The following is an 18719-nucleotide window of genomic DNA, read 5'->3' as shown; positions in this document are numbered from 1 at the left end:
GCTCAGCGTGGCAACAATGACAATAAGCCCACAGATATGGACATCGCTGTCGGCGGGCCTAAACAAAAGCCCCCTCGCCTTGCGGCAGAGGGGGCTTGGGGTGGCGGCAGGCCGGGGCTAGTGAATCAGGGCATGCTCCACGGCTCCAGGGCGTAGCCCTGGCGGCTGATCTGCTCACGTGACTGGGCCAGCGCATCGGCCAGCTGAGCCGGGTCGGCGTAGGTGTGCAGGTCCAGGTTGGCCTGGCTCAGGCGCTTGTTGGTGCGGTCGATCACGGTCAGGGTGAGCGAGCCGGTGCCGTCCTGGGGTTGCCAGGCCACGCACTGGAAAGGTTGAAAGGCGCGACCGGCGATAAGCAGAGCTTCGTTGACGCGGAGCGAGGTGTTCATGGGTCTGTTTCTCCAATAGTGCCCAATGTGCGTTGGCCAGCGAAAGCACCTATTGCCGTGGCCTGTGAACAATGGATGTCAAAACCTGACCTTAGAGTCACAGGCTGTCGTAAAAACGTAGGAATATGTCGCATGTCAGCGTTATTTCAGGGGTTATTTCCGTGTTTGAACGAATGGCCGCTATTCCTATCCTATAAAGGAAGCCCCATCACACAGGAGTGTCAGCCATGGGTTCCACCCTCAGCGGCCTTGTCGGCCTGGTCATCCTTGCCCTGGATATCTGGGCCATCATCAATGTGATCAAAAGCAATGCGGAAACGGGGATGAAAATCCTCTGGGTGCTGCTGATCGTTCTGCTGCCGCTGATCGGCCTGATCATCTGGGCCCTGATGGGGCCACGTGGCAACGTGCGGATCTGAATCCAGGCAGACATGCCTGAGCTGCAAACAACAAGGCCGGCATTTGCCGGCCTTGTTGCGTCTTACAGGCTGATCAGGCCTTTCAGTAGCGCCTGATGGAAGCGCTCCGGCGCCTCGACCTGCGGCGAATGGCCCAGTTCGGGGAATTCCACCAGGGTGCTGTTGGGCAATGCCGCGGCCGCTTTGCGCCCCAGTTCCGGGTAGTTGCCAAGGCGCGCGGCGATCTCCTTGGGGGCCCGTGCGGCGCCGGGTGCGGTGCGATCCTTGCCGCCGATCAGCAGCAGGGTGGGCGCCTGGATACGGCCAAACTCGTGGATCACCGGCTGGTTGAACAGCATGTTGGCGGTCTGTGCCTGGTTCCAGGCCACGATTTCGCGGCCCTTGCCGTGGTACAGGCCTACCTGCATGTCTACCCAGCGATCGTATTCAGGCTTCCACTGGCCGTTGTAGTAGAACTTCAGCTGGTAGTTCTTGATGCTTTCAAAACTGGTCTTCAGCTCGTTCTGGTTCAGCTGATCAAGGCTGGCATAGGGCACGCCCTCGGCCTGCCAGTCTTCCAGGCCGATGGGATTGACCAGTACCAGTTGCTCGACTGTCTGCGGGTGGTTGATGGCGAAGCGTGCGGCGAGCATGCCGCCCATGGAGTGGCCAGCCACGATGGCCTGTTTAACCCCGAGTCGATCCAGCAGCGCCTGGGTGTTAAGTGCCAGTTGGCTGAAGCTGAACTGATAAGCGCGGGGTTTGCTGGAGGCGCAGAAACCGACCTGATCCGGAGCAATCACCCGGTAACCGGCTTCACTCAGGACGGCGATGGTCTGCTCCCAGGTGGCGCTGCAGAAGTTCTTGCCATGTAGCAGCACCACGCTATGGCCGTTGGCCTGGCCCTGAGCGGGCACATCCATGTAGGCCATGGACAATGTCTGGCCCTGGGACTGCAATTCGAAGCGTTGCTGCGGATAGGGGTAGGCGAAGCCTTCCAGCTGCTCGCCGTAGCTCGGGGTGGCGGCCTGGGCGCTGGTTCCTAGAAGCAGTGAGGTCAGCAGCAGGGCTGGGGTGATCCTGATCATGGTCGGGCTCCTATGGCAAAGCGGCACTTGTAGGCCAACTGCCGGCCCAGGCGGAAGCCTGGTTCTGTGCCTGAATATTTCCTCAGCCGCGCTCGATGACGCGTTGGTGTAGTTGCTGAGATAGCCGATCCAGGCGCTCCCCCAGCGCTACCAGCGACTCCTGTGCACTGAGCAGCTCGGCGCTGGCCTCGCGTTGACGCTGGCTGGCTTCTCGCTGAGCTGCGCTGTGTTCGCGAACCTGGGCCAGCTGGCGATGCGCCTGATCGAGCGCCTGGCTGTGTTCACGGATGGCATCGGAGAGGTTGGCGGTCAGCGAGGCGTTTTCGGCCAGGGCCTCGCCCACGTCGCTCACCTGGCTGGCTCCGGTATTGACGATCTGCTCCGACTCGCCCAGCACGCTCTGTACGGTGTCGGCGGTCTGGTTGCTGCGTTGCGACAGGTTGCGTACTTCATCGGCCACCACCGCAAAGCCGCGGCCATGCTGACCGGCGCGGGCCGCTTCGATAGCGGCGTTGAGCGCCAGCAGATTGGTCTGCTGGGCGATGGCGCTGATCATCTGCATGGATTCGGCGATGCGCTGATTGCTGCTCTGGATTGCCTGCATGCTGCCTTGGGCCTGCTGCATGCGTGTGGCGCAGGTATTGACCTGGACGCTGCTGTGCTGAGTGTCCTGGCTCAGGCGCTGCATGTGCTCGGTGCTCTGCGCCAGGCCGTCGAGTACTTCGTGGACGGCCAGATCGAGCTGGTGCATGGCCTCGGCCTGCTGCTGCACGTCGCCATCGATGCTTTGGCAGCGCTGGCGCATGCTGTCCAGGGTGCGATACAGCTGCTGCGAGAGCTGGTGCAGGCCGGCGGCGCCATGGCGCACTTCGCCCAGCACTTCGCTCAGCTGCTGGCGGCCCGTGGTGGCGGCCTGGTTCACCCGCTCGGCCTCCTGCAGGTGCTGCTGGGCATTATCCAGGGCCTGCTGGCGCACCCGCGAGCTGTACCACTGCGCCAGCCACATGGTGATGACCGGCAGCAGGTAGCCGGAATACTCGTTGAGCATGGCGTCGCGTGGGCTCAGCTCGAACTGGGGCAGGGCGGCGTCGGCGCGCTCCAGGCGGATCAGCCAGAACACGAATAGCAGCTGCACCACGGTCCAGAGGGCCGCGCTGCGTCCGCCGAGCAGCAGGTAGGCGAAGCCGATCACCACCAGCGGCCAGAAGATATGCGCCGAGTGCAGGCCGCCCAGGTGGTAGATGAGGATCATGGCGTAGCTGCTTATTAGCGCCATGGAGAAGTTGCCCACACCGCGTACGGGTAGCCAGGCCTTGCGCAACGTCAGCAGCACCAGCGGCATGCCGATGATCAGCAGAAAGGAACCCTGCATCAGCGCATCGTTACCCAGGCGTCCCCACTTGATGCCGCTGTACAGGCCGATGGCCAGGCCGCAGTAGGCAAAGAAGTTCAGCATGCGGCTGAGCAACTGGTCGCTGTGGCTGCTTTCGGCCGGGGGCAGGGCTGTGGAGAGGAAGCTCTGTTGCATGACGGTGGGTTCCGTTCTTGTGCGGTGCCGGTCTAGCGCCACCGAGGTTATCGTCTTCAATGCTGGCCATTGGCCTGCGCAGAGCTTAACGAGTCAAAAGCTCGGCGGCGATCCATTGACGACGAAGCGCACGAGACCACGCCCTCTTCACTGGTGGCTCTGGCAGGGGGTGGCCGAATAGCCGGTAAAAATGGCGGGAAAATCCAGCTGCTACTTCGACTGGCTGTGTCGCTGATCTGCACATCAATGCTGAGGTGGTCAGTGTCATGAAATGAAAAGTTGCTGTCGTTCGATGAGAAGCACGCGCTGTGCCACGGCCCTACAGTCGATCCACGCTGCTACAGGCGCCTACAAGAATCTGAGACTGGAGAACAGGCATGGCCAAAGCCGTCCGCTTCTATGAGACCGGGGGACCGGAAGTGCTGCGCTACGAGGATGTCGAGGTCGGCGACCCCGGTCCCGGCCAGGTGCGCATCCGCCATGTCGCCGTGGGTCTGAACTACGCCGACACCTACTTCCGCAACGGCACCTACCCGATCCCGCTGCCTAATGGCATCGGCGTGGAGGCGGCCGGCGTGGTGGTGGCCCTCGGCGCGGGCGTGGATAACGTCGCGGTCGGCGACCGGGTGACCTACACCGGTTTCGTCAACACCCTCGGCGCCTACAGCACCGAGCGCCTGGTGCCGGCCGCGCCGCTGATCCGGATTCCCGACTCGATCGCTTTCGAGACCGCCGCGGCCATGACCATGCGCGGCCTGACGTCCTCCTACCTGATGCGCCGCATCCATGACTTCAAGGAAGGCGACAGCATCCTCCTGCACGCCGCCGCCGGCGGGGTCGGCCTTATTGTCTCGCAGTGGGCCAAGCTGCTTGGCCTGACTGTGATTGGCACCGTCTCCAGCGATGCCAAGGCGGATGTCGCCCGTGCCCATGGCTGCGATCACACCATCAATTACAGCCACGAGGATGTCGCGGGGCGCGTGCGTGAGCTGACCGACGGCGTCGGCGTCAACGTAGTGTTCGACAGCGTCGGCAAGGACACCTTCATGGGCTCGCTGGATTCGCTCAAGCGCCGCGGCCTGCTGGTCTGCGTCGGTACAGCCTCCGGTCCGATCGAAGGCTTCAATCCGCAGTTGCTGGCGATGAAGGGCTCGCTGTACATGACCCGTCCGGCGCTGGCCGACTATATCGCCGACCCGGCCGAGAAGGCTGCCCTGGCCGGCGAGCTGTTCGATCATGTCGGCAGCGGCCGGATCAAGATCGAAATCAACCAGCACTACGCCCTGCAGGATGCGGTGCAGGCGCATCGCGACCTGGAGTCGCGCAAGACCACCGGTTCGTCGATCTTCGTCATCTGAGGAGGCCGCCATGCAAGTCGAACAACTGACCTGCGCCATCGGCGCGGAAATCAGCGGCATCAACCTGGCCGACGCCGCCCGCGACGAACAGCTGTTCGCCGAGATCCGCCAGTTGCTGCTCAGGCACAAGGTGCTGTTCCTGCGTGACCAGGACATCAGCCGCGCCGACCACGTGGCCTTCGCCCGCCGTTTCGGCGAGCTGGAGGACCACCCGGTGGCCGGCAGCGACCCGGATCATCCTGGCCTGGTGCGCATCTACAAGAGCCCCGAGCAGCCCAACGACCGCTACGAGAACGCCTGGCATACCGATGCCACCTGGCGCGACATCCCGCCCATGGGTTGCGTGCTGCGCTGCGTGGAGTGTCCGCCGGTGGGCGGCGACACCATGTGGGCGAACATGGCGCTGGCCTACGAGATGCTGCCGGACGAAGTTAAGGCCAAGATCGCCAACCTGCGCGCACGCCACAGCATCGAGGCCAGCTTCGGCGCCGCCATGCCCATTGAAAAGCGCCTGGCGCTCAAGGCGCAGTTCCCGGATGCCGAGCACCCCGTGGTGCGTACTCATCCGGAAACCGGCGAGAAGGTGTTGTTCGTCAACGCCTTCACCACCCACTTCAGCAACTTCCACACGCCCGAGCACGTGCGCTACGGCCAGGACTTCAGCATGGGCGGCAGCGACCTGCTGCGCTACCTGATCGGCCAGGCCTACATCCCGGAATACCAGGTGCGCTGGCGCTGGAAGCCCAACAGCGTGGCGATCTGGGACAACCGCAGTACCCAGCATTACGCCGTCATGGACTACCCACCGTGCCATCGCAAGATGGAGCGCGCGGGGATCATCGGCGACAAGCCCTTCTGAGTCGGAGCGCTCTGGCGGAGCACTCACTTCCAATCATTCGAGGTAACAGAATTGAACTTCCTAGACGGTTCGCTCTTCCCTGAAAACCAGGACAAGCTGGTCATCACCGCTGCGCCCTATGGCCCGGAATGGTTCCCCTCCGACTTCCCGGAAGACATTCCGGTGACCATGGAGGAGCAGATCCAGAAGGCCGTCGACTGCTACGAAGCCGGCGCTTCCGTACTGCACCTGCACGTTCGCGAGCTGGACGGCAAGGGTTCCAAGCGCCTGTCCAAGTTCAACGAGCTGATCGCCGGCGTGCGCGAAGCCGTGCCGGACATGGTCATCCAAGTGGGCGGCTCGATCTCCTTCGCGCCCCCGGAAGATGGTGCGGCGGCCAAGTGGCTGCACGACGACACCCGCCACATGCTGGCCGAGCTGGACCCCAAGCCCGATCAGGTGACCGTGACCGTCAACACCACCCAGATGAACGTCTGCGAGCAGATGGATGTGCGCGATATCGCCGGCACCTCCATGGCTCATGAGACCCATGAGGCCTACCGCGAGATGATCGTGCCCTCAGGCCCGGGCTTTATCGAGGAGCACGTTCGGCGTCTCTCCGCAGCCGGCATCCAGAGTGCCTTCCAGTTCTACAACATCAACAGCTACGAGTCGGTCGAGCGCCTGATCCGTCGCGGTGGCTACAAGGGCCCGCTGGTCTGTAACTGGGTGGCCATCGGCGGGGGCATGGATCAGCCGCATATCTACAGCCTGGCCAACTTCCTGCGCGCCATCCCGGACGGCACCATGCTGACCGTGGAGAGCACCATGCTCAACGTGCTGCCGATCAACATGATAGGGATGGCCATGGGCCTGCACGTGCGCTGCGGGATCGAGGACAACATCTGGACCCAGGATCGCTCGCGCAAGATGACCACGGTCGAGCAGATCCAGCAGCTGGTGCGTATCGCCAAGGAGTTCGGCCGCCCGGTGGCTAACGGCCAGGAGGCCCGCGAGATCCTCAAGATCGGCGTGTTCTACGACACCGTCGAGGAGACTCTGGCCGCCAATGGTTTCGCACCTAACCCCAAGGGCCGCCAGCAGGGCTTCCTGCACAAGTGATTGACCTCCTGGCGTGGGGTGGGCGTGCCTTGGTACGCCCGTTCCGAGCTTTCCGGCGATCCCCGCAGGTCAGGTCGTGGATCGCCCTACGCCGCTGGGCAAAGGTCTCTGCCGCGTGCGGCGCCCGGGCCACGAACCGGGGCATCGCACGCGGTGCCGGCGGCCCTACCGGGCTGGCCAGAGGCCTTTGCCGAGCGTCGATGACGACCTACAACAATAACAAGCACTAGCTGTACAACGAGGAGGCTGCCGTGGCCGCACATCATATTGATGACGATATCGAGGACACGTCCAAGGGCATAGCGCGGCGCTATGCCTGGATTGTCTTCGCCCTGACTTTCGGCCTGCTGATCTCCGACTACATGTCGCGGCAGGTGCTCAATGCCGTGTTCCCAAGCCTCAAGGCCGAGTGGGCGCTCTCCGACACCCAACTGGGACTGCTCAGTGGCATCGTCGCGTTGATGGTTGGCCTGCTGACTTTCCCGCTGTCGCTGCTGGCCGACCGCTTCGGGCGGATCAGAAGTCTGACCATCATGGCCGTGATCTGGAGTCTGGCAACCCTGGGCTGCGCCCTGGCTGAGAGCTACGAACAGATGTTCTGGGCACGCTTCATGGTCGGTGTCGGTGAGGCTGCTTACGGTAGCGTTGGCATCGCCGTGGTGGTCTCGGTATTCCCGCGCGAGATGCGCGCCACCCTGTCCGGCGCCTTCATCTCTGGTGGTATGTTCGGCTCGGTGCTGGGCATGGCCCTGGGTGGCGCTATGGCCCAGTATTTCGGCTGGCGCTGGGCCTTCGCCGGCATGGCCTTTTTCGGCCTGGCCCTGGCTGTGCTCTACCCGATCGTGGTGCGCGAGGCGAAGATCGCCCCACAGCGCGTGGCCAAGGCCGCCAGTGCGGCGGCGGACAAGGTTGGTCGCCCGCTGCGCACCCTGTACTCCAGCCGCTCTGTACTCTGCGCCTATGTCGCCAGCGGCTTGCAGCTGTTTGTCGGCGGCACCGTAATCGTCTGGATGCCCAGCTACCTGAACCGCTTCTACGGCATGAGCACCGACAAGGCCGGCGCCGTGGCCGCCATCATCGTACTGTGCAGCGGTGCCGGGATGATCCTCTGCGGCATGCTTTGCGACCGCATCAGTCGAAACAAGGCTGAGCGCAAGATCGGTTTGTGCATGGCCTATTGCCTGGGCAGCTGTCTGATGCTGTCGCTGGCCTTCGCTCTGCCGTTTGGCATGCTGCAGCTGGCGCTGATCTGCCTGGGCATGTTCGTTGCCGCCGGCACCACTGGTCCGGCAAGCGCGATGGTCGCCAACCTGACCCACTACAAAGTGCACGGCACGGCCTTCGCTACCTTAACGCTGGCCAATAACCTGCTGGGCCTGGCCACCGGCCCGTTGCTGACTGGCAAGGTTTCCGACCTGATCGGTCTGGACAATGCCTTCCAGCTGGTGCCGCTGGTGAGCATCGGTGCCGCTGCGGTTTTCCTCCTGGCGGGGCGCAGCTACTTGGCCGATATGGCCCGTCTCAAGGGCGAGGGTGTCGAGGAAAAGGCCGTTACCGCAGCACTGGAGGCCCAGTCGTGAGCCAGGCCGTGCGCATCGATGTCGCCTTTGACTTTATCTGCCCCTGGTGTCTGATTGCCAAGCGTCAGCTAAAACGGGCGACGTTGCAGTTGCAGCAGTTCCTGCCGGAGCAGGTTGTGAGCGTCAACTGGCAGGGCGTGCAGTTGTTGCCGCAATTACCCGCTGGGGGGGTGCCGTTCCACGAGTTTTACCTGAAGCGTCTGGGGAGCGAATCGGCTGTGCGCCTGCGTCAGGCGCAAGTGCAGGAGGCTGCTGCGACGGTCGATCTCAGTTTCGACTTCAGCCGTATTACTCACATGCCCAATACTGCAGATGCACATCGCCTGCTGCGCTATTCCATTGATCTGGGCACTCCGGAGCAGCGTGATCGCCTGCTGGAGCGCTTGTTCGCTGCGCATTTTTTCTCCGGTGAAAACATCGGGGATGCCAATACGCTACTGGCTATCGCTGTGTCCTGTGGTTATCCGCGCGAGATCATGGCGCGGGCCCTCTATCGCGATGGACGTCCCTTCACCGGTAGCGCCTGTCCCTCAGACAGCGTGCCGCACTTCATCTTCGACGGTCAGTTGGCATTGTCCGGTGCCCATCCGGCGAAGGTGTTGTTGGGCGGGATGCGTGAGGCTCTCAAATTACGCGAGCGTGAGACCCAGCCGTCATGAGTCATTGGTTCCCTGTGGCAGCTGAGAGGCTGCCAATGGACGCTTTGTGCTGCTTGCTCAAACCTGGCGTGCGGCTCTCCGCTATCGCCGACATGTTCAGCATCGCTACCTGTTCTGTCGAGAAAGAGAGCGCTCAGATGTTTATCCTCATCGACTGCGAGGTTCCCGCGCCATGAGCACTCTTGCTCTCAGTCAGCTCAATCTACGCGCCCGCGAACTGGCGCCGGGCATCAGCGTCAGCCTGGTGGCCGCCGCGGCAGCCACTTTCCTCTCCGAACATTACGGTGCGCCGGTGATGCTGTTCGCCCTGTTGCTGGGGCTGTCGCTGAACTTTCTCGCCAGCGAGGGCAAGTGCAAGGCCGGCATCGAGTTCACCGCGCGCACCGTGCTGCGTCTGGGTGTGTGCCTGCTGGGCATGCGCATCACCCTGGAGCAGATCGTCGGCCTCGGCTGGAAGCCGCTGGCGCTGGTGGTGATCCTGGTGGTGGTCACTATCTCGCTGTCGGTGCTGGCGGCCAAGGCGCTGGGTTTCCAGCGCCTGTTCGGCATGCTGACCGGCGGCGCTACTGCTATTTGTGGGGCATCGGCAGCACTGGCGCTGGCCGCCGCGTTGCCCAACCACCCGCAGAAGGAACGCGCCACCCTGTTCACCGTGATCGGTGTGTCGGCGCTGTCGACCCTGGCGATGATTCTCTATCCGATGATCGCCAACGGGTTCGCACTGTCGCCCGAACTGGCCGGAGTGTTCCTCGGCGCCACCATCCACGATGTGGCCCAGGTGGTCGGCGCCGGTTACAGCATGTCGGCGGAGACCGGCGACACCGCCACCGTGGTCAAGCTGATGCGCGTGGCCATGCTGCTGCCGGTCATCGTAGTGGCCGCCATGATCACCCGCATGCAGGGCGCCGAGACCGGCGGCCAGCGTCCGCCGCTGCTGCCCTGGTTCGCCGTCGGCTTCTTGATCCTGGCCTGCATCAACAGCACCGGCTGGGTGCCGAGCCTGGTGCAAGGCGGCATAAACGAGCTGTCGCGCTGGTGCCTGGTGGTGTCCATCGCCGCCCTGGGCATGAAGACCCAGCTCAAGGAGCTGGCCACCGTGGGCATCAAGCCGATCCTGCTGATGATCGGCGAAACCGCCTTCCTCGCCGCGCTGGTCCTGGTGCTGTTGCACTGGGGCTGGTGATGCGCCTTCCGAGCCTGCCGAGCCGAGACTTGTCATGAAGCAGAACCCTGAATCCACCGCGACAGAGGCGTCCGCGGCGCCGGCCACTGCTGCCGTGCGCAAGCCACGTGTTAGTCGCGCCAAGGTCGCCCAGCAGAGCGCTAAGCAATCCCCTAACAAGGCGCTGCAGCCGTTAAGCAAGCCTGCGCCGAAGAAGGTCGTGACCAAGGTCGCCAAGCCGACCGCCAGGTCCCTGGTCCTGGAGACGGCTGCCGAGCTGGCCGAGGCTGCCGAGAAGCACACTCTGGCGGTGACACCGCTGATCGGCCTGCGCTCACGCGACGTGCTGGGCGCTGCTGGCAGTCTGCTCAAGGCGGTAGCGAGTACCCCGTTCAAGGCCGGCATGCACACCGGCAACTACCTGCGCGAGTTGTACCGCATCGCCAGCGGCGAGTCGCAGCTGGCGCCGGCGCCGAAGGACAAGCGTTTCGCCGACCCGGCCTGGCAGAGCAACCCCTTTCTGCGTCGCTTGGTGCAGAGCTACCTGGCAGGCGAGCGCGAACTCAATGCCTTCATCGATACCGCCGAGCTGCCTGGGGCGGACAAGGGGCGTGCGCGCTTCGTCGCCGCACTACTGGTCGATGCCCTGGCGCCGAGCAACCTGTTACTGACCAACCCTACGGCGCTGCGCAAGGTGGTCGACACCGGCGGCGCCAGTCTGCTGCAGGGCGGCCGCCAACTGGCCCGCGACCTGCTGCACAACCGTGGCCTGCCGTCGCAGGTCGATAGCGAGCCGTTCAGGCTGGGCGAGAACATCGCCAGTGCCAAGGGCGAGGTGGTGTTCCGCAACAAGATGTTTGAGCTGCTGCAGTTCGCACCGACCACCCCAAGCGTGTTCAGCCGCCCGCTGGTGATGTCGCCGCCGCAGATCAACAAGTACTACGCCGTCGACCTGTCGCCGGAGAAAAGCCTGATCAAGTGGATCCAGGACAGCGGCGTGCAGCTGTTCGTCATCAGCTGGCGCAACCCCACGGCCAAGCAGCGCGACTGGGGCCTGTCGCAATACGTGCAGTGCCTGGACCAGGCGGTGGACGTGGCGCGGCAGATCACCGGCAGCCCCGACGTGAACATGTGGGGCTCCTGCTCCGGCGGTATCACTCTGGCCGCCTACCTGGGCTGGCTGGCGGCGGTGGGCGAGAGCGCCAAGGTGGCCAATACCAGCTGGGCGGTGTGCGTGCTGGACATGCCCTCCGTGATGGACGACACCGGCATCGGCATGATCGCCACCCCGGCCGCGCTGGCCGCGGCCAAGGCCAACTCGCGGCGCAAGGGCGTGCTCAGCGGCCAGGAGATGGCGCGCATGTTCGCCTGGTTGCGGCCCAACGACCTGATCTGGAACTACTGGGTCAACAACTACCTGCTCGGCAACAAGCCGCCGGCTTTCGACATCCTGGCCTGGAACAGCGACACCACGCGCCTGCCGGCCCAGCTGCATGCCGACTACCTGGACCTGATCGAGAAGAACCCCTTCAGCCATCCGAACCGGCTGTGGATCGCCGGCCAGCCGATCGACATGACCCAGGTGCGTGTCGGCGCCTATGTGGTCGGCGGCACCACCGACCACATCACCCCCTGGCAGGGCTGCTACGGCACCGCCCGGCTGTTCGGCGAGGACAGCACCTTCGTCCTGTCCAACTCCGGCCACCTGCAGAGCCTGGTGAATCCGCCGGGCAACCCCAAGTCGTATTTTTACAGCGCCAGTGCCATCCAGGCCGACGCTGAAGACTGGCTGAAGGTCGCCGGCGAACGTCAGCCTGGCAGCTGGTGGCCGCACTGGCGGCAGTGGATCGGCGCGCGCTCCGGCGACAGTCGCATAGCACCCACGTCGCTCGGCTCGAAGAAGCACCCACCGCTTTGTGCCGCGCCCGGCACCTACGTGCTGGAGCGCTGAAGCCAATGCCCAATCCAGCCATGCTAGCGCGCCATGTGGGAGTCCTCATCCCCTTGGCCGTTCAACCCTTTGTGGGCATGGACTTCGAACAACCGCAGGCGTGCAGCCTGTCATGAACGGACGGCCTCGCTTACTCCATGGCGGGGCCTATCCTGGGCCGCTGGCGTCCCCCCGCTGTCGGTTTGCTTTCGGCGTCTGCCCAGGCAGCATGCCGTTTTTTATTAAATGCGCGGTCGCCGGCCAGCATGGTTGAGTCGACCCGTTTCCTGCTGCTGGTGGCTTGCCTCGTTTCGCTGGGCCAGTTCGCCGTCGCCACCTACCTGCCAGCCTTTGCCGCGATCGCTGCCGACCTCGGTGCGAGCGCCGCGCAGGTGCAGCAGAGCCTGACCGCCTACTTATTGCCCTTCGCCCTAGCGCTGCTGGGCCACGGGGCGATTGCCGATGCCTGCGGCCGGCGCCGCTACGTGCTGCTGGGGCTGGCGCTGTTTGTGCTGGGGTCGGCACTCTGCGCCCTGGCGTCGAACATCCACTGGCTGTACCTGGGGCGTGCGCTCCAGGGACTGGCGGCCGGCGTCGGCATTGTGGTGGGGCGGGCCATGGTGCGCGATCGTTTCGACGGCGAGCAGGCACAGCGCCAGCTGGCGCTGGTGGCCATGCTGTTCTGCCTGGCGCCGGCGCTGGCACCGTTGTGCGGCGGCTGGCTGTTGCCATTTGCGGGTTGGCGCGGGGTATTCGTGTTTCTCACCGTGCTGGGCGTCTTGCTGCTGGCCGGCTGCTGGCGCTACCTGGCGGAGACCCTGCCGCCGCAGCGCCGCCAGTCGCTGCGGCCGCGTGCGCTGACGGTTGGCTACCTGGAGCTGCTGCACGATGGCCGCTTCCTGCTGATCTGCCTGGCCAATGCAGGCGTCAACATGGCCATCTACCTCTATGTGTTGGCGGCGCCTGCCTTCGTCGTGCGCCATCTGGGCCTGGGCGAGCAGTCCTTCGCCTGGCTGTTCCTGCCGTTGGTAGCAGGGTTGCTGCTGGGGGCCCTGGCGGCACACCGGCTGGTCGGGCGTGTGACCCTCGGTCATGGTGTATTGCTCGGGCATGCAGTGATGTTGCCCGCCGCTCTGCTGAATATCGGCCTGGTGCTGTGGCTGCCGCTGGCGCTGCCTTGGGCGGTACTGGCCCTGCCGTTGTTCGGCCTGGGCCTGATGCTGACGCAGCCGGGCTTGCAGCTGCTGGCCATGGATTGCTTCGCGCAGCGCCGCGGCCTGGCCTCCAGCGCGTTCGTCACCCTGCAGCAACTCGGCAACGCATTGTCTGCGGCGCTGCTGGTGCCGCTGCTGCTGGACAGCCCCCTGTATTTGGCGCTCGGCATGGCCGGCCTGCAGGTGCTCGGCCTGCTGGCTTTTGTCCTGGTGCTGCGCGGTGGTACTCGTCCGCTAGCGGCCGGCAGTGCCTGACGGAGTTCCATCACAACAAGAACAAGGAGAGCCCGATGCGCCGTTACTCCCTCTGTGTACTGCTGTGCCTGCTGCCTTTGCTGTCCCCGGCGCAGTCCAGCGAGCGGCTGCGCGCCCAGCAGCTGAGCGAGATCGCCAGCCGCAGCCGGCTGCTCTGTGCCAGTGCGCTGCTGTACTTCGACCCGCAGCAGCGCACCCTCGATCCACGGGGCCTGACGGCCGCCTACTATCACCTCAACAGCCTCGAGACCCTGGTGCTGCAGCTGGGCCAGCCAGCGGCCCTGCAACAGCCGCTGCTGGCGCTCAAGGACAGCTTCAACCGTCTCGACCGCCTGCCGCCTAGCGAGAGGGCGCGTTATCCGCAGCTGCTGGAGCCGTTGCTGAGTCAGCAGCGCTCGCTGCTGCAGGCCCTGGAAGGCGAGGAGGGTGCAGTGCAGGGTTCGCCACCTGTCGTCAACCTGTTGCAGCGGCAGAGCCTCGACCTGGCGCGCCTGCTGCTGGACTACCAGATGCGCCATTACCCCTGGCCGCAGACCCGCAGCGATCTGTTGACGGCCGCGCAGCGACAGCAGGTCGACCAGGCCGTCGGGCAGCGTTTCGGGCGCCTGGAGCAGGCGCTGCCGGAGCAGGCCGCGGCGCTGCGCAGCATCCGCCGTCACTACCAGTTCGTGCGCAACCCTCTGCAGAGCAACGTGCGCAGTACCAGTGGCGGGGCGGAGTTCTATCTCAGTCGCGCGGTGCTGGACCTGAACGAACTGGCTGCGAATCTGCCCTGAACCAAGGAAAATCAAGTGAGCGAAACCGTACTGATCACCGGCGTATCCTCCGGCATTGGCCTGGAATGCGCACACCAACTGACCGAGCGGGGCTACCGGGTGATCGGCACCCTGCGCCGGGCCGACGAGGCCGAGCGCCTGCGCCTGGTCCTGGGGCCCAACTTCCAGCCGCTGCTGCTGGATGTCACCGACCAGGCCGCCCTGCCGGGGGCCGTGTGCCAGGTGCAGGAATGGCTCGCCGGGGCGCCGCTGCGCGCGCTGGTCAACAACGCCGGCATCGCCTCGCCCAGCGGCCCGCTGCTGCTGCAGCCTCTCGACGAGATGCGCGCGATGTTCGAGGTCAACCTGTTCGGCGCCATCGCCCTGACCCAGGCCTTCGCTCCGCTGTTGCGCTCGCGCCCGGGCCAGCCGGCGCGGCTGATCAACATCGGCTCGGTGTCCGGGCGCGTGACTACCCCCCTGACCGGCTGCTATGCCGCCACCAAGCACGCGCTGGAGGCGGTCAGCGATGCGCTGCGCCTTGAGCTGAGGCCCAGCGCTATTGATGTGGTGCTGATCGAACCGGGGCCCATCCGCACGCCGATCTGGAGCAAGGCGGGGGGCGATCCACGCTACGCCGACGGCCCTTATGCCGAATCCATGCAGGCCTTGCAGCGGTTGGTGGCGAAGAATGCCGAGCGCGGCGCGCCGGTCGAGCGCGTCGGCCAGGCGGTGTTGGCGGCGATCGAGGCGCGGCGGGTCAGGGCCCGCTATCCGCTGCATGCCATGTGGCACCTGGCTCGTTGGCTGCCGACCGGGCTGCTCGATCGCCTGCTGGCCCGGCGCCTGGCCCTCGGGCAGAGGCCATGAGCGGGTTCAGACGCCCTTGCGCGGGACGATCTTGTGCTCGGCGCGCCAGGCCGCCGGCGGCATGCCGAACTGGGCGATGAACCAGCGGGTGAAGGAGCTGGGCATGGAGTAGCCGAGCATGTCGGCGATCCGGCTCAGCGAGTAGCCCGGGTTCTCCAGGTAGCGCATCACCAGGTCGCGGCGCACGTCGTTGATTAGCTCGCTGAAGCTGGCGCCGCCTTCCTCCAGGCGGCGCTGCAGAGTGCGCACGTTCATGCCCTGGGCCTGGGCGATCTGTTCAATGGTGGCACGGCCCATCGGCAGTAGCAGGTAGATGGCCTTGCGTACGTCGAATACCAGCGAGTGCTCGGCCGTGCGCTGCAGCGAGTCGAGGTAGCGCTGGGCGTGGCGTGCCATGGCCTCGTTGGCCAGCGGGTTGGAGGCGTCGAGGTCGGCGGCCTGGCAGACGATGCCATTGAACTCGCTACCGAACTCCAGCTTGCAGCCGAAGATGCGCCGGTGCACGGTCAGGTCGGCGGGCGCCTCGTGGCTGAAGTTGACGCTGATCGGGTGCCAGTGGGCGCCGAGCAGGGCCGCGCAGAAGCGATGCATCACGCCAATCGCCAGTTCGATCGCCTGACGGCTATGTCCAGGCAGGTCGGTAATGACCTCCTCGCGGATGATCACCGTCTTGCCGGATTCTTCGATATGGATTGCCAGTGAGTCGTTGAGCAGGTGGCGGTACTGCACGATGACCTGCAGCGCGTCGCGCAGGCTGCGTTGATGACTAAGCAGCAGGCTGACCTCGCCGAAATCCGATAGCTGGCGTAGTTCGGCCATGCGCAGGCCGAAGGTCTCGCAGCCACTCAGGCGGGCCGACTCCTCGATGGTGGCGATGGCCGCGGCGACCGAGATGCGCTGGTTGGGATCGCTGATCAGCGCCGCATTGAGACCTGCCTCGGCGAGCAGCTTGGGGCCGTTGAGGCCAAAGTGGCGTGCCACTTCGAGGTAGTTCGTCAGTATCGCGGCGCGGGCCAGGGCAGTCATGGGTTTTCCTTATCAGTCAAATTCACCCGCTTCGCTGGCGAGCTATCTCTTTATAGGGGCTGAGTCGTGAAATGAAAAGCTGCTGACAGGCAAAGCGAAGCGGTCGCAGACAGCTGCTTCCTAGAATTCCAGGCTTTCCGGCTGCTGCCGCAGGGCCCGGTGGCCGGAATCCTGTGCGAATTCATTCGGCCGTCAGAGGACTCCCAATGCGCCTGAACATGCCCATCAGCGAGCGCGAGCGCAGCTTCCCCGCCGACCAGCGCCTGGTTTCCGCCACCGACACGCGTGGCATCATCACCTACTGCAACGACCTGTTCGTCGAGGTCAGTGGATACAGCCGTGAGGAACTCATCGGCAGTCCGCACAACCTGGTGCGTCATCCGCACATGCCGGCACAAGTCTTCGCCCACATGTGGGACTACCTCCAGGCCGGCAAGAGCTGGATGGGCATCGTGCAGAACCGCTGCAAGAACGGCGACCACTACTGGGTCAATGCCTATATCACGCCTATTCTCGATGGTGGCCGGGTGGTCGGCTACGAATCGGTTCGTATGCGCGCCGCGCCCGAGCAGCTGCGTCGTGCCCAGGCGCTTTATGCCCGGCTCAATCGTGGTCAGCCGGCGGCCCCGTTGAGCGAGACGCTGGGGGTGCTGGCGCGCTTCCTGTTGCTGCCGATACTGGCCGCCGTGCTGGGGCCGGTGCTGTGGCTGGCCGGCCATGGCGGTGCGGGCATCGCCCTGCTGGCGCTGCTCGGCCTGGGGCAGGCTCTGGTGACCATGGCCTTCGTCAGGCGCGCCATGCTCAAGGTGGCCATGGCCGCACCCAAGGCCTTCGCCAGTGAGCTGGTGGCGCGTACTTACACCGACGACAGCGGCGCGGTGGCGCGGTTGCAGCTGGCACTGATCAGTGAGGAGGCGCGCATTCGCACCGCCCTCGGCCTGCTCGGCGACTATGCCGACCTGACTGCTAGCCAGGCCTCGCAGAACGGCCAGTTAGTGCAGCAGGCCGAGCAGGCCCTGCAGGCGCAGCGCGTGGAGGCCGAGATGGCGGCCACCGCCATGCAGCAGATGGCAGCCTCCATCACCCAGGTCGCCGGTCATGTGCAACTGACCGCCGCGGAGGCGCGCCAGGTCAACCGCTTGGCCCAGGATGGCAGCACCCAGGCGCGGCAGAGTCGCAGCGTAGTGGAGAAGCTGGCGCAGACGGTGGAGGGCATCAGCGTCTCGGTCGAGGGCCTGGCCGGTGAGGCCCAGTCCATCCAGCAGGCCGCCAACATGATCCGCGCGATCGCCGAGCAGACCAACCTGCTGGCGCTCAATGCCGCCATCGAGGCGGCGCGCGCCGGCGAACAGGGCAGGGGCTTCGCCGTGGTGGCCGACGAGGTGCGCGCCCTGGCCTCCAAGACCCAGGAGTCCACCGAGGCCATCCAGCGCATCATCAGTGGCCTGCAGAGCGTGGCCGAGCAGGCGGTGGCTATCGCCCGGCAGGGCAGCGACGAGGCGCACAGCGGTGTGCAGCGGGTAGTGGAAACCGAGGCGGCGCTGGGCGGTATCGGCCAGGCGGTCGAGCGTATCCACCAGATGGCCGAGCAGATGGCCGCCGCCGCCACGCAGCAGAATCAGGTGGCCGAGGACATCTCCCGGCAGATCGCCAATATCTCCCAGGCCTCCGAGCACAACGCCCAAATCACTAGCCGCTCGGCGCAGTTGGGCGGTGAGCTGGAGTCCACGGCCCACGCCCTGCATGCACTGGTCGCCCGTTTCGAGCGCTGAGGCGGGCGGTGCACTGTGTCGACACTCGACCGGCTTGTCACCAAATGAAAAGTCACTGACGTGCAATGTGAAGCACCCCGGCCAGCCGAAATCTACTGTCATGACCCAGGGTGACCGCAGCACGGTTCAGCCCGAATCGATCACAACAGGCGAGTAGCGCGATGAGTGAGACCACCGTACTGATAGTCCCGGGACTGCGTGACCATGTGCCGAGCCACTGGCAGACCTTGCTCGAAGCCAGACTGCCCAGAGTGCGCTCGGTGCCGCCGCTGGAAGACAACAAGCTGAGCCTGGCCGGGCGCGTTGCCGCCATCCAGCATGAGCTGGAGCAGATCGATGGCCCGGTGATCCTGGTCGCCCACAGCGCCGGCGTACTGATGGTGGTGCACTGGGCCGCTCGCCATAAGCGCCCGATCAAAGGCGCGCTGTTAGCCGCGCCGCCGGACATGGCCGCGCAATGGCCAGAACATTACCCAACCCCGGACAGCCTGCGCGCCCATGGCTGGGAGCCGCTGCCCGAGGGACGGCTGCCGTTCCCCAGCATCCTGGCGGCCAGCAGCAACGACTACCTGGCCAGCTTCGCAGCTGCCGCCGCGATGGCCGATGCCTGGGGCAGCGAGTTGCTGAACCTGGGCGACGTCGGTCACCTGAACCCGGCTTCCGGCTACGGCGAATGGCCGCTGGCCGAGGCATTGATCCGCCGCCTGGACGCCTGAACCCCTGTCGCCCTGGCCGGGGTCTGTGTTCCGGCCAGGGTGGCACCTCACCACCCACC

The 18719-nt window shown here is 65.2% G+C and carries 17 protein-coding genes; 13 read left to right on the top strand and 4 right to left on the bottom strand.

Annotation, left to right across the window (positions count from 1 at the left end; genetic code table 11):
- Positions 1-125: 125 nt before the first annotated feature.
- Positions 126-389, bottom strand: coding sequence for a hypothetical protein (locus P7A97_RS05270; protein ID WP_277688899.1), 264 nt, complete (start codon positions 387-389; stop codon positions 126-128).
- A 227-nt stretch (positions 390-616) separates the two neighbouring features.
- Between P7A97_RS05270 and P7A97_RS05265 the strand changes: the two genes are divergently transcribed.
- Positions 617-808 (top strand): PLDc N-terminal domain-containing protein, encoded by a 192-nt coding sequence (locus tag P7A97_RS05265; protein ID WP_277688898.1) that lies wholly within the window; start codon positions 617-619, stop codon positions 806-808.
- A 62-nt stretch (positions 809-870) separates the two neighbouring features.
- Here the strand turns inward: P7A97_RS05265 and P7A97_RS05260 are convergent, their stop codons facing one another.
- Positions 871-1875 (bottom strand): alpha/beta hydrolase, encoded by a 1005-nt coding sequence (locus P7A97_RS05260; RefSeq protein WP_277688897.1) that lies wholly within the window; start codon positions 1873-1875, stop codon positions 871-873.
- An 82-nt stretch (positions 1876-1957) separates the two neighbouring features.
- Entirely contained in the window at positions 1958-3403 is a 1446-nt protein-coding gene (locus tag P7A97_RS05255) for a methyl-accepting chemotaxis protein (RefSeq protein WP_277688896.1), read from the bottom strand.
- Positions 3404-3780: 377 nt separating this feature from the next.
- Between P7A97_RS05255 and P7A97_RS05250 the strand changes: the two genes are divergently transcribed.
- From P7A97_RS05250 to P7A97_RS05205, 10 genes are all read left to right on the top strand, one after another.
- The gene (locus tag P7A97_RS05250; RefSeq protein ID WP_277688895.1) at positions 3781-4761 is read left to right on the top strand and encodes a quinone oxidoreductase; all 981 of its coding nucleotides are present in this window, start codon (positions 3781-3783) and stop codon (positions 4759-4761) included.
- A 10-nt stretch (positions 4762-4771) separates the two neighbouring features.
- Positions 4772-5620: a TauD/TfdA family dioxygenase gene (locus P7A97_RS05245; protein ID WP_277688894.1), complete on the top strand. Its 849-nt coding sequence runs from the start codon at positions 4772-4774 to the stop codon at positions 5618-5620.
- Positions 5621-5671: 51 nt separating this feature from the next.
- A complete protein-coding gene (locus tag P7A97_RS05240) occupies positions 5672-6721 on the top strand; it encodes a 3-keto-5-aminohexanoate cleavage protein (RefSeq protein ID WP_277688893.1) in 1050 nt (349 codons plus the stop codon).
- 251 nt (positions 6722-6972) lie between these two features.
- Positions 6973-8301 carry an MFS transporter gene (locus tag P7A97_RS05235; RefSeq protein WP_277688892.1) on the top strand — a complete coding sequence of 443 codons (1329 nt, stop codon included), beginning with the start codon at positions 6973-6975 and terminating at the stop codon, positions 8299-8301.
- Positions 8298-8960, top strand: a complete 663-nt coding sequence (locus tag P7A97_RS05230) for a DsbA family oxidoreductase (protein ID WP_277688891.1) — start codon at positions 8298-8300, stop codon at positions 8958-8960. The genes P7A97_RS05235 and P7A97_RS05230 overlap by 4 nt, the downstream gene beginning before the upstream one ends.
- A 172-nt stretch (positions 8961-9132) precedes the next feature.
- On the top strand, positions 9133-10143 hold the full coding sequence (locus tag P7A97_RS05225) for a putative sulfate exporter family transporter (protein ID WP_277688890.1): 1011 nt from the start codon (positions 9133-9135) through the stop codon (positions 10141-10143).
- 34 nt (positions 10144-10177) lie between these two features.
- On the top strand, positions 10178-12073 hold the full coding sequence (locus P7A97_RS05220) for an alpha/beta fold hydrolase (protein WP_277688889.1): 1896 nt from the start codon (positions 10178-10180) through the stop codon (positions 12071-12073).
- Positions 12074-12318: 245 nt separating this feature from the next.
- Positions 12319-13521, top strand: coding sequence for a multidrug effflux MFS transporter (locus P7A97_RS05215; protein WP_277688888.1), 1203 nt, complete (start codon positions 12319-12321; stop codon positions 13519-13521).
- A gap of 35 nt (positions 13522-13556) precedes the next feature.
- Positions 13557-14297 (top strand): hypothetical protein, encoded by a 741-nt coding sequence (locus tag P7A97_RS05210; RefSeq protein WP_277688887.1) that lies wholly within the window; start codon positions 13557-13559, stop codon positions 14295-14297.
- A 15-nt stretch (positions 14298-14312) separates the two neighbouring features.
- Positions 14313-15146, top strand: coding sequence for an SDR family oxidoreductase (locus tag P7A97_RS05205; protein ID WP_277688886.1), 834 nt, complete (start codon positions 14313-14315; stop codon positions 15144-15146).
- 6 nt (positions 15147-15152) lie between these two features.
- Here P7A97_RS05205 and P7A97_RS05200 read toward each other — a convergent pair whose 3' ends face one another.
- The gene (locus P7A97_RS05200) at positions 15153-16172 is read right to left on the bottom strand and encodes an AraC family transcriptional regulator (protein WP_277688885.1); all 1020 of its coding nucleotides are present in this window, start codon (positions 16170-16172) and stop codon (positions 15153-15155) included.
- A gap of 206 nt (positions 16173-16378) precedes the next feature.
- Here P7A97_RS05200 and P7A97_RS05195 point away from each other — a divergent pair, with 206 nt between their 5' ends.
- Together P7A97_RS05195 and P7A97_RS05190 are read left to right on the top strand one after the other, a co-directional pair.
- Entirely contained in the window at positions 16379-17944 is a 1566-nt protein-coding gene (locus P7A97_RS05195) for a methyl-accepting chemotaxis protein (protein WP_277688884.1), read from the top strand.
- 161 nt (positions 17945-18105) lie between these two features.
- Complete coding sequence (locus P7A97_RS05190) at positions 18106-18660, top strand: alpha/beta fold hydrolase (protein WP_277688883.1); 555 nt, start codon at positions 18106-18108, stop codon at positions 18658-18660.
- The last annotated feature ends 59 nt before the right edge of the window (positions 18661-18719 follow it).

The sequence above is a fragment of the Pseudomonas sp. GOM6 genome (assembly GCF_029537485.1).
Taxonomy (GTDB): Bacteria; Pseudomonadota; Gammaproteobacteria; order Pseudomonadales; family Pseudomonadaceae; genus Aquipseudomonas.
The sequence above is the reverse complement of the archived record's forward strand: the minus strand, read 5'-3'. Positions and strand labels throughout refer to the sequence as shown.

Bases quoted from the DNA above. Each gene is read 5' to 3' on its own strand.
- P7A97_RS05245 (WP_277688894.1), top strand. From the start codon at position 4,772: ATGCAAGTCGAACAACTGACCTGCGCCATCGGCGCGGAAATCAGCGGC.
- P7A97_RS05270 (WP_277688899.1), bottom strand. From the start codon at position 389: ATGAACACCTCGCTCCGCGTCAACGAAGCTCTGCTTATCGCCGGTCGC.
- P7A97_RS05195 (WP_277688884.1), top strand. From the start codon at position 16,379: ATGCGCCTGAACATGCCCATCAGCGAGCGCGAGCGCAGCTTCCCCGCC.
- P7A97_RS05220 (WP_277688889.1), top strand. From the start codon at position 10,178: ATGAAGCAGAACCCTGAATCCACCGCGACAGAGGCGTCCGCGGCGCCG.
- P7A97_RS05255 (WP_277688896.1), bottom strand. From the start codon at position 3,403: ATGCAACAGAGCTTCCTCTCCACAGCCCTGCCCCCGGCCGAAAGCAGC.
- P7A97_RS05210 (WP_277688887.1), top strand. From the start codon at position 13,557: ATGCGCCGTTACTCCCTCTGTGTACTGCTGTGCCTGCTGCCTTTGCTG.
- P7A97_RS05225 (WP_277688890.1), top strand. From the start codon at position 9,133: ATGAGCACTCTTGCTCTCAGTCAGCTCAATCTACGCGCCCGCGAACTG.
- P7A97_RS05265 (WP_277688898.1), top strand. From the start codon at position 617: ATGGGTTCCACCCTCAGCGGCCTTGTCGGCCTGGTCATCCTTGCCCTG.
- P7A97_RS05190 (WP_277688883.1), top strand. From the start codon at position 18,106: ATGAGTGAGACCACCGTACTGATAGTCCCGGGACTGCGTGACCATGTG.
- P7A97_RS05250 (WP_277688895.1), top strand. From the start codon at position 3,781: ATGGCCAAAGCCGTCCGCTTCTATGAGACCGGGGGACCGGAAGTGCTG.
- P7A97_RS05260 (WP_277688897.1), bottom strand. From the start codon at position 1,875: ATGATCAGGATCACCCCAGCCCTGCTGCTGACCTCACTGCTTCTAGGA.
- P7A97_RS05200 (WP_277688885.1), bottom strand. From the start codon at position 16,172: ATGACTGCCCTGGCCCGCGCCGCGATACTGACGAACTACCTCGAAGTG.
- P7A97_RS05215 (WP_277688888.1), top strand. From the start codon at position 12,319: ATGGTTGAGTCGACCCGTTTCCTGCTGCTGGTGGCTTGCCTCGTTTCG.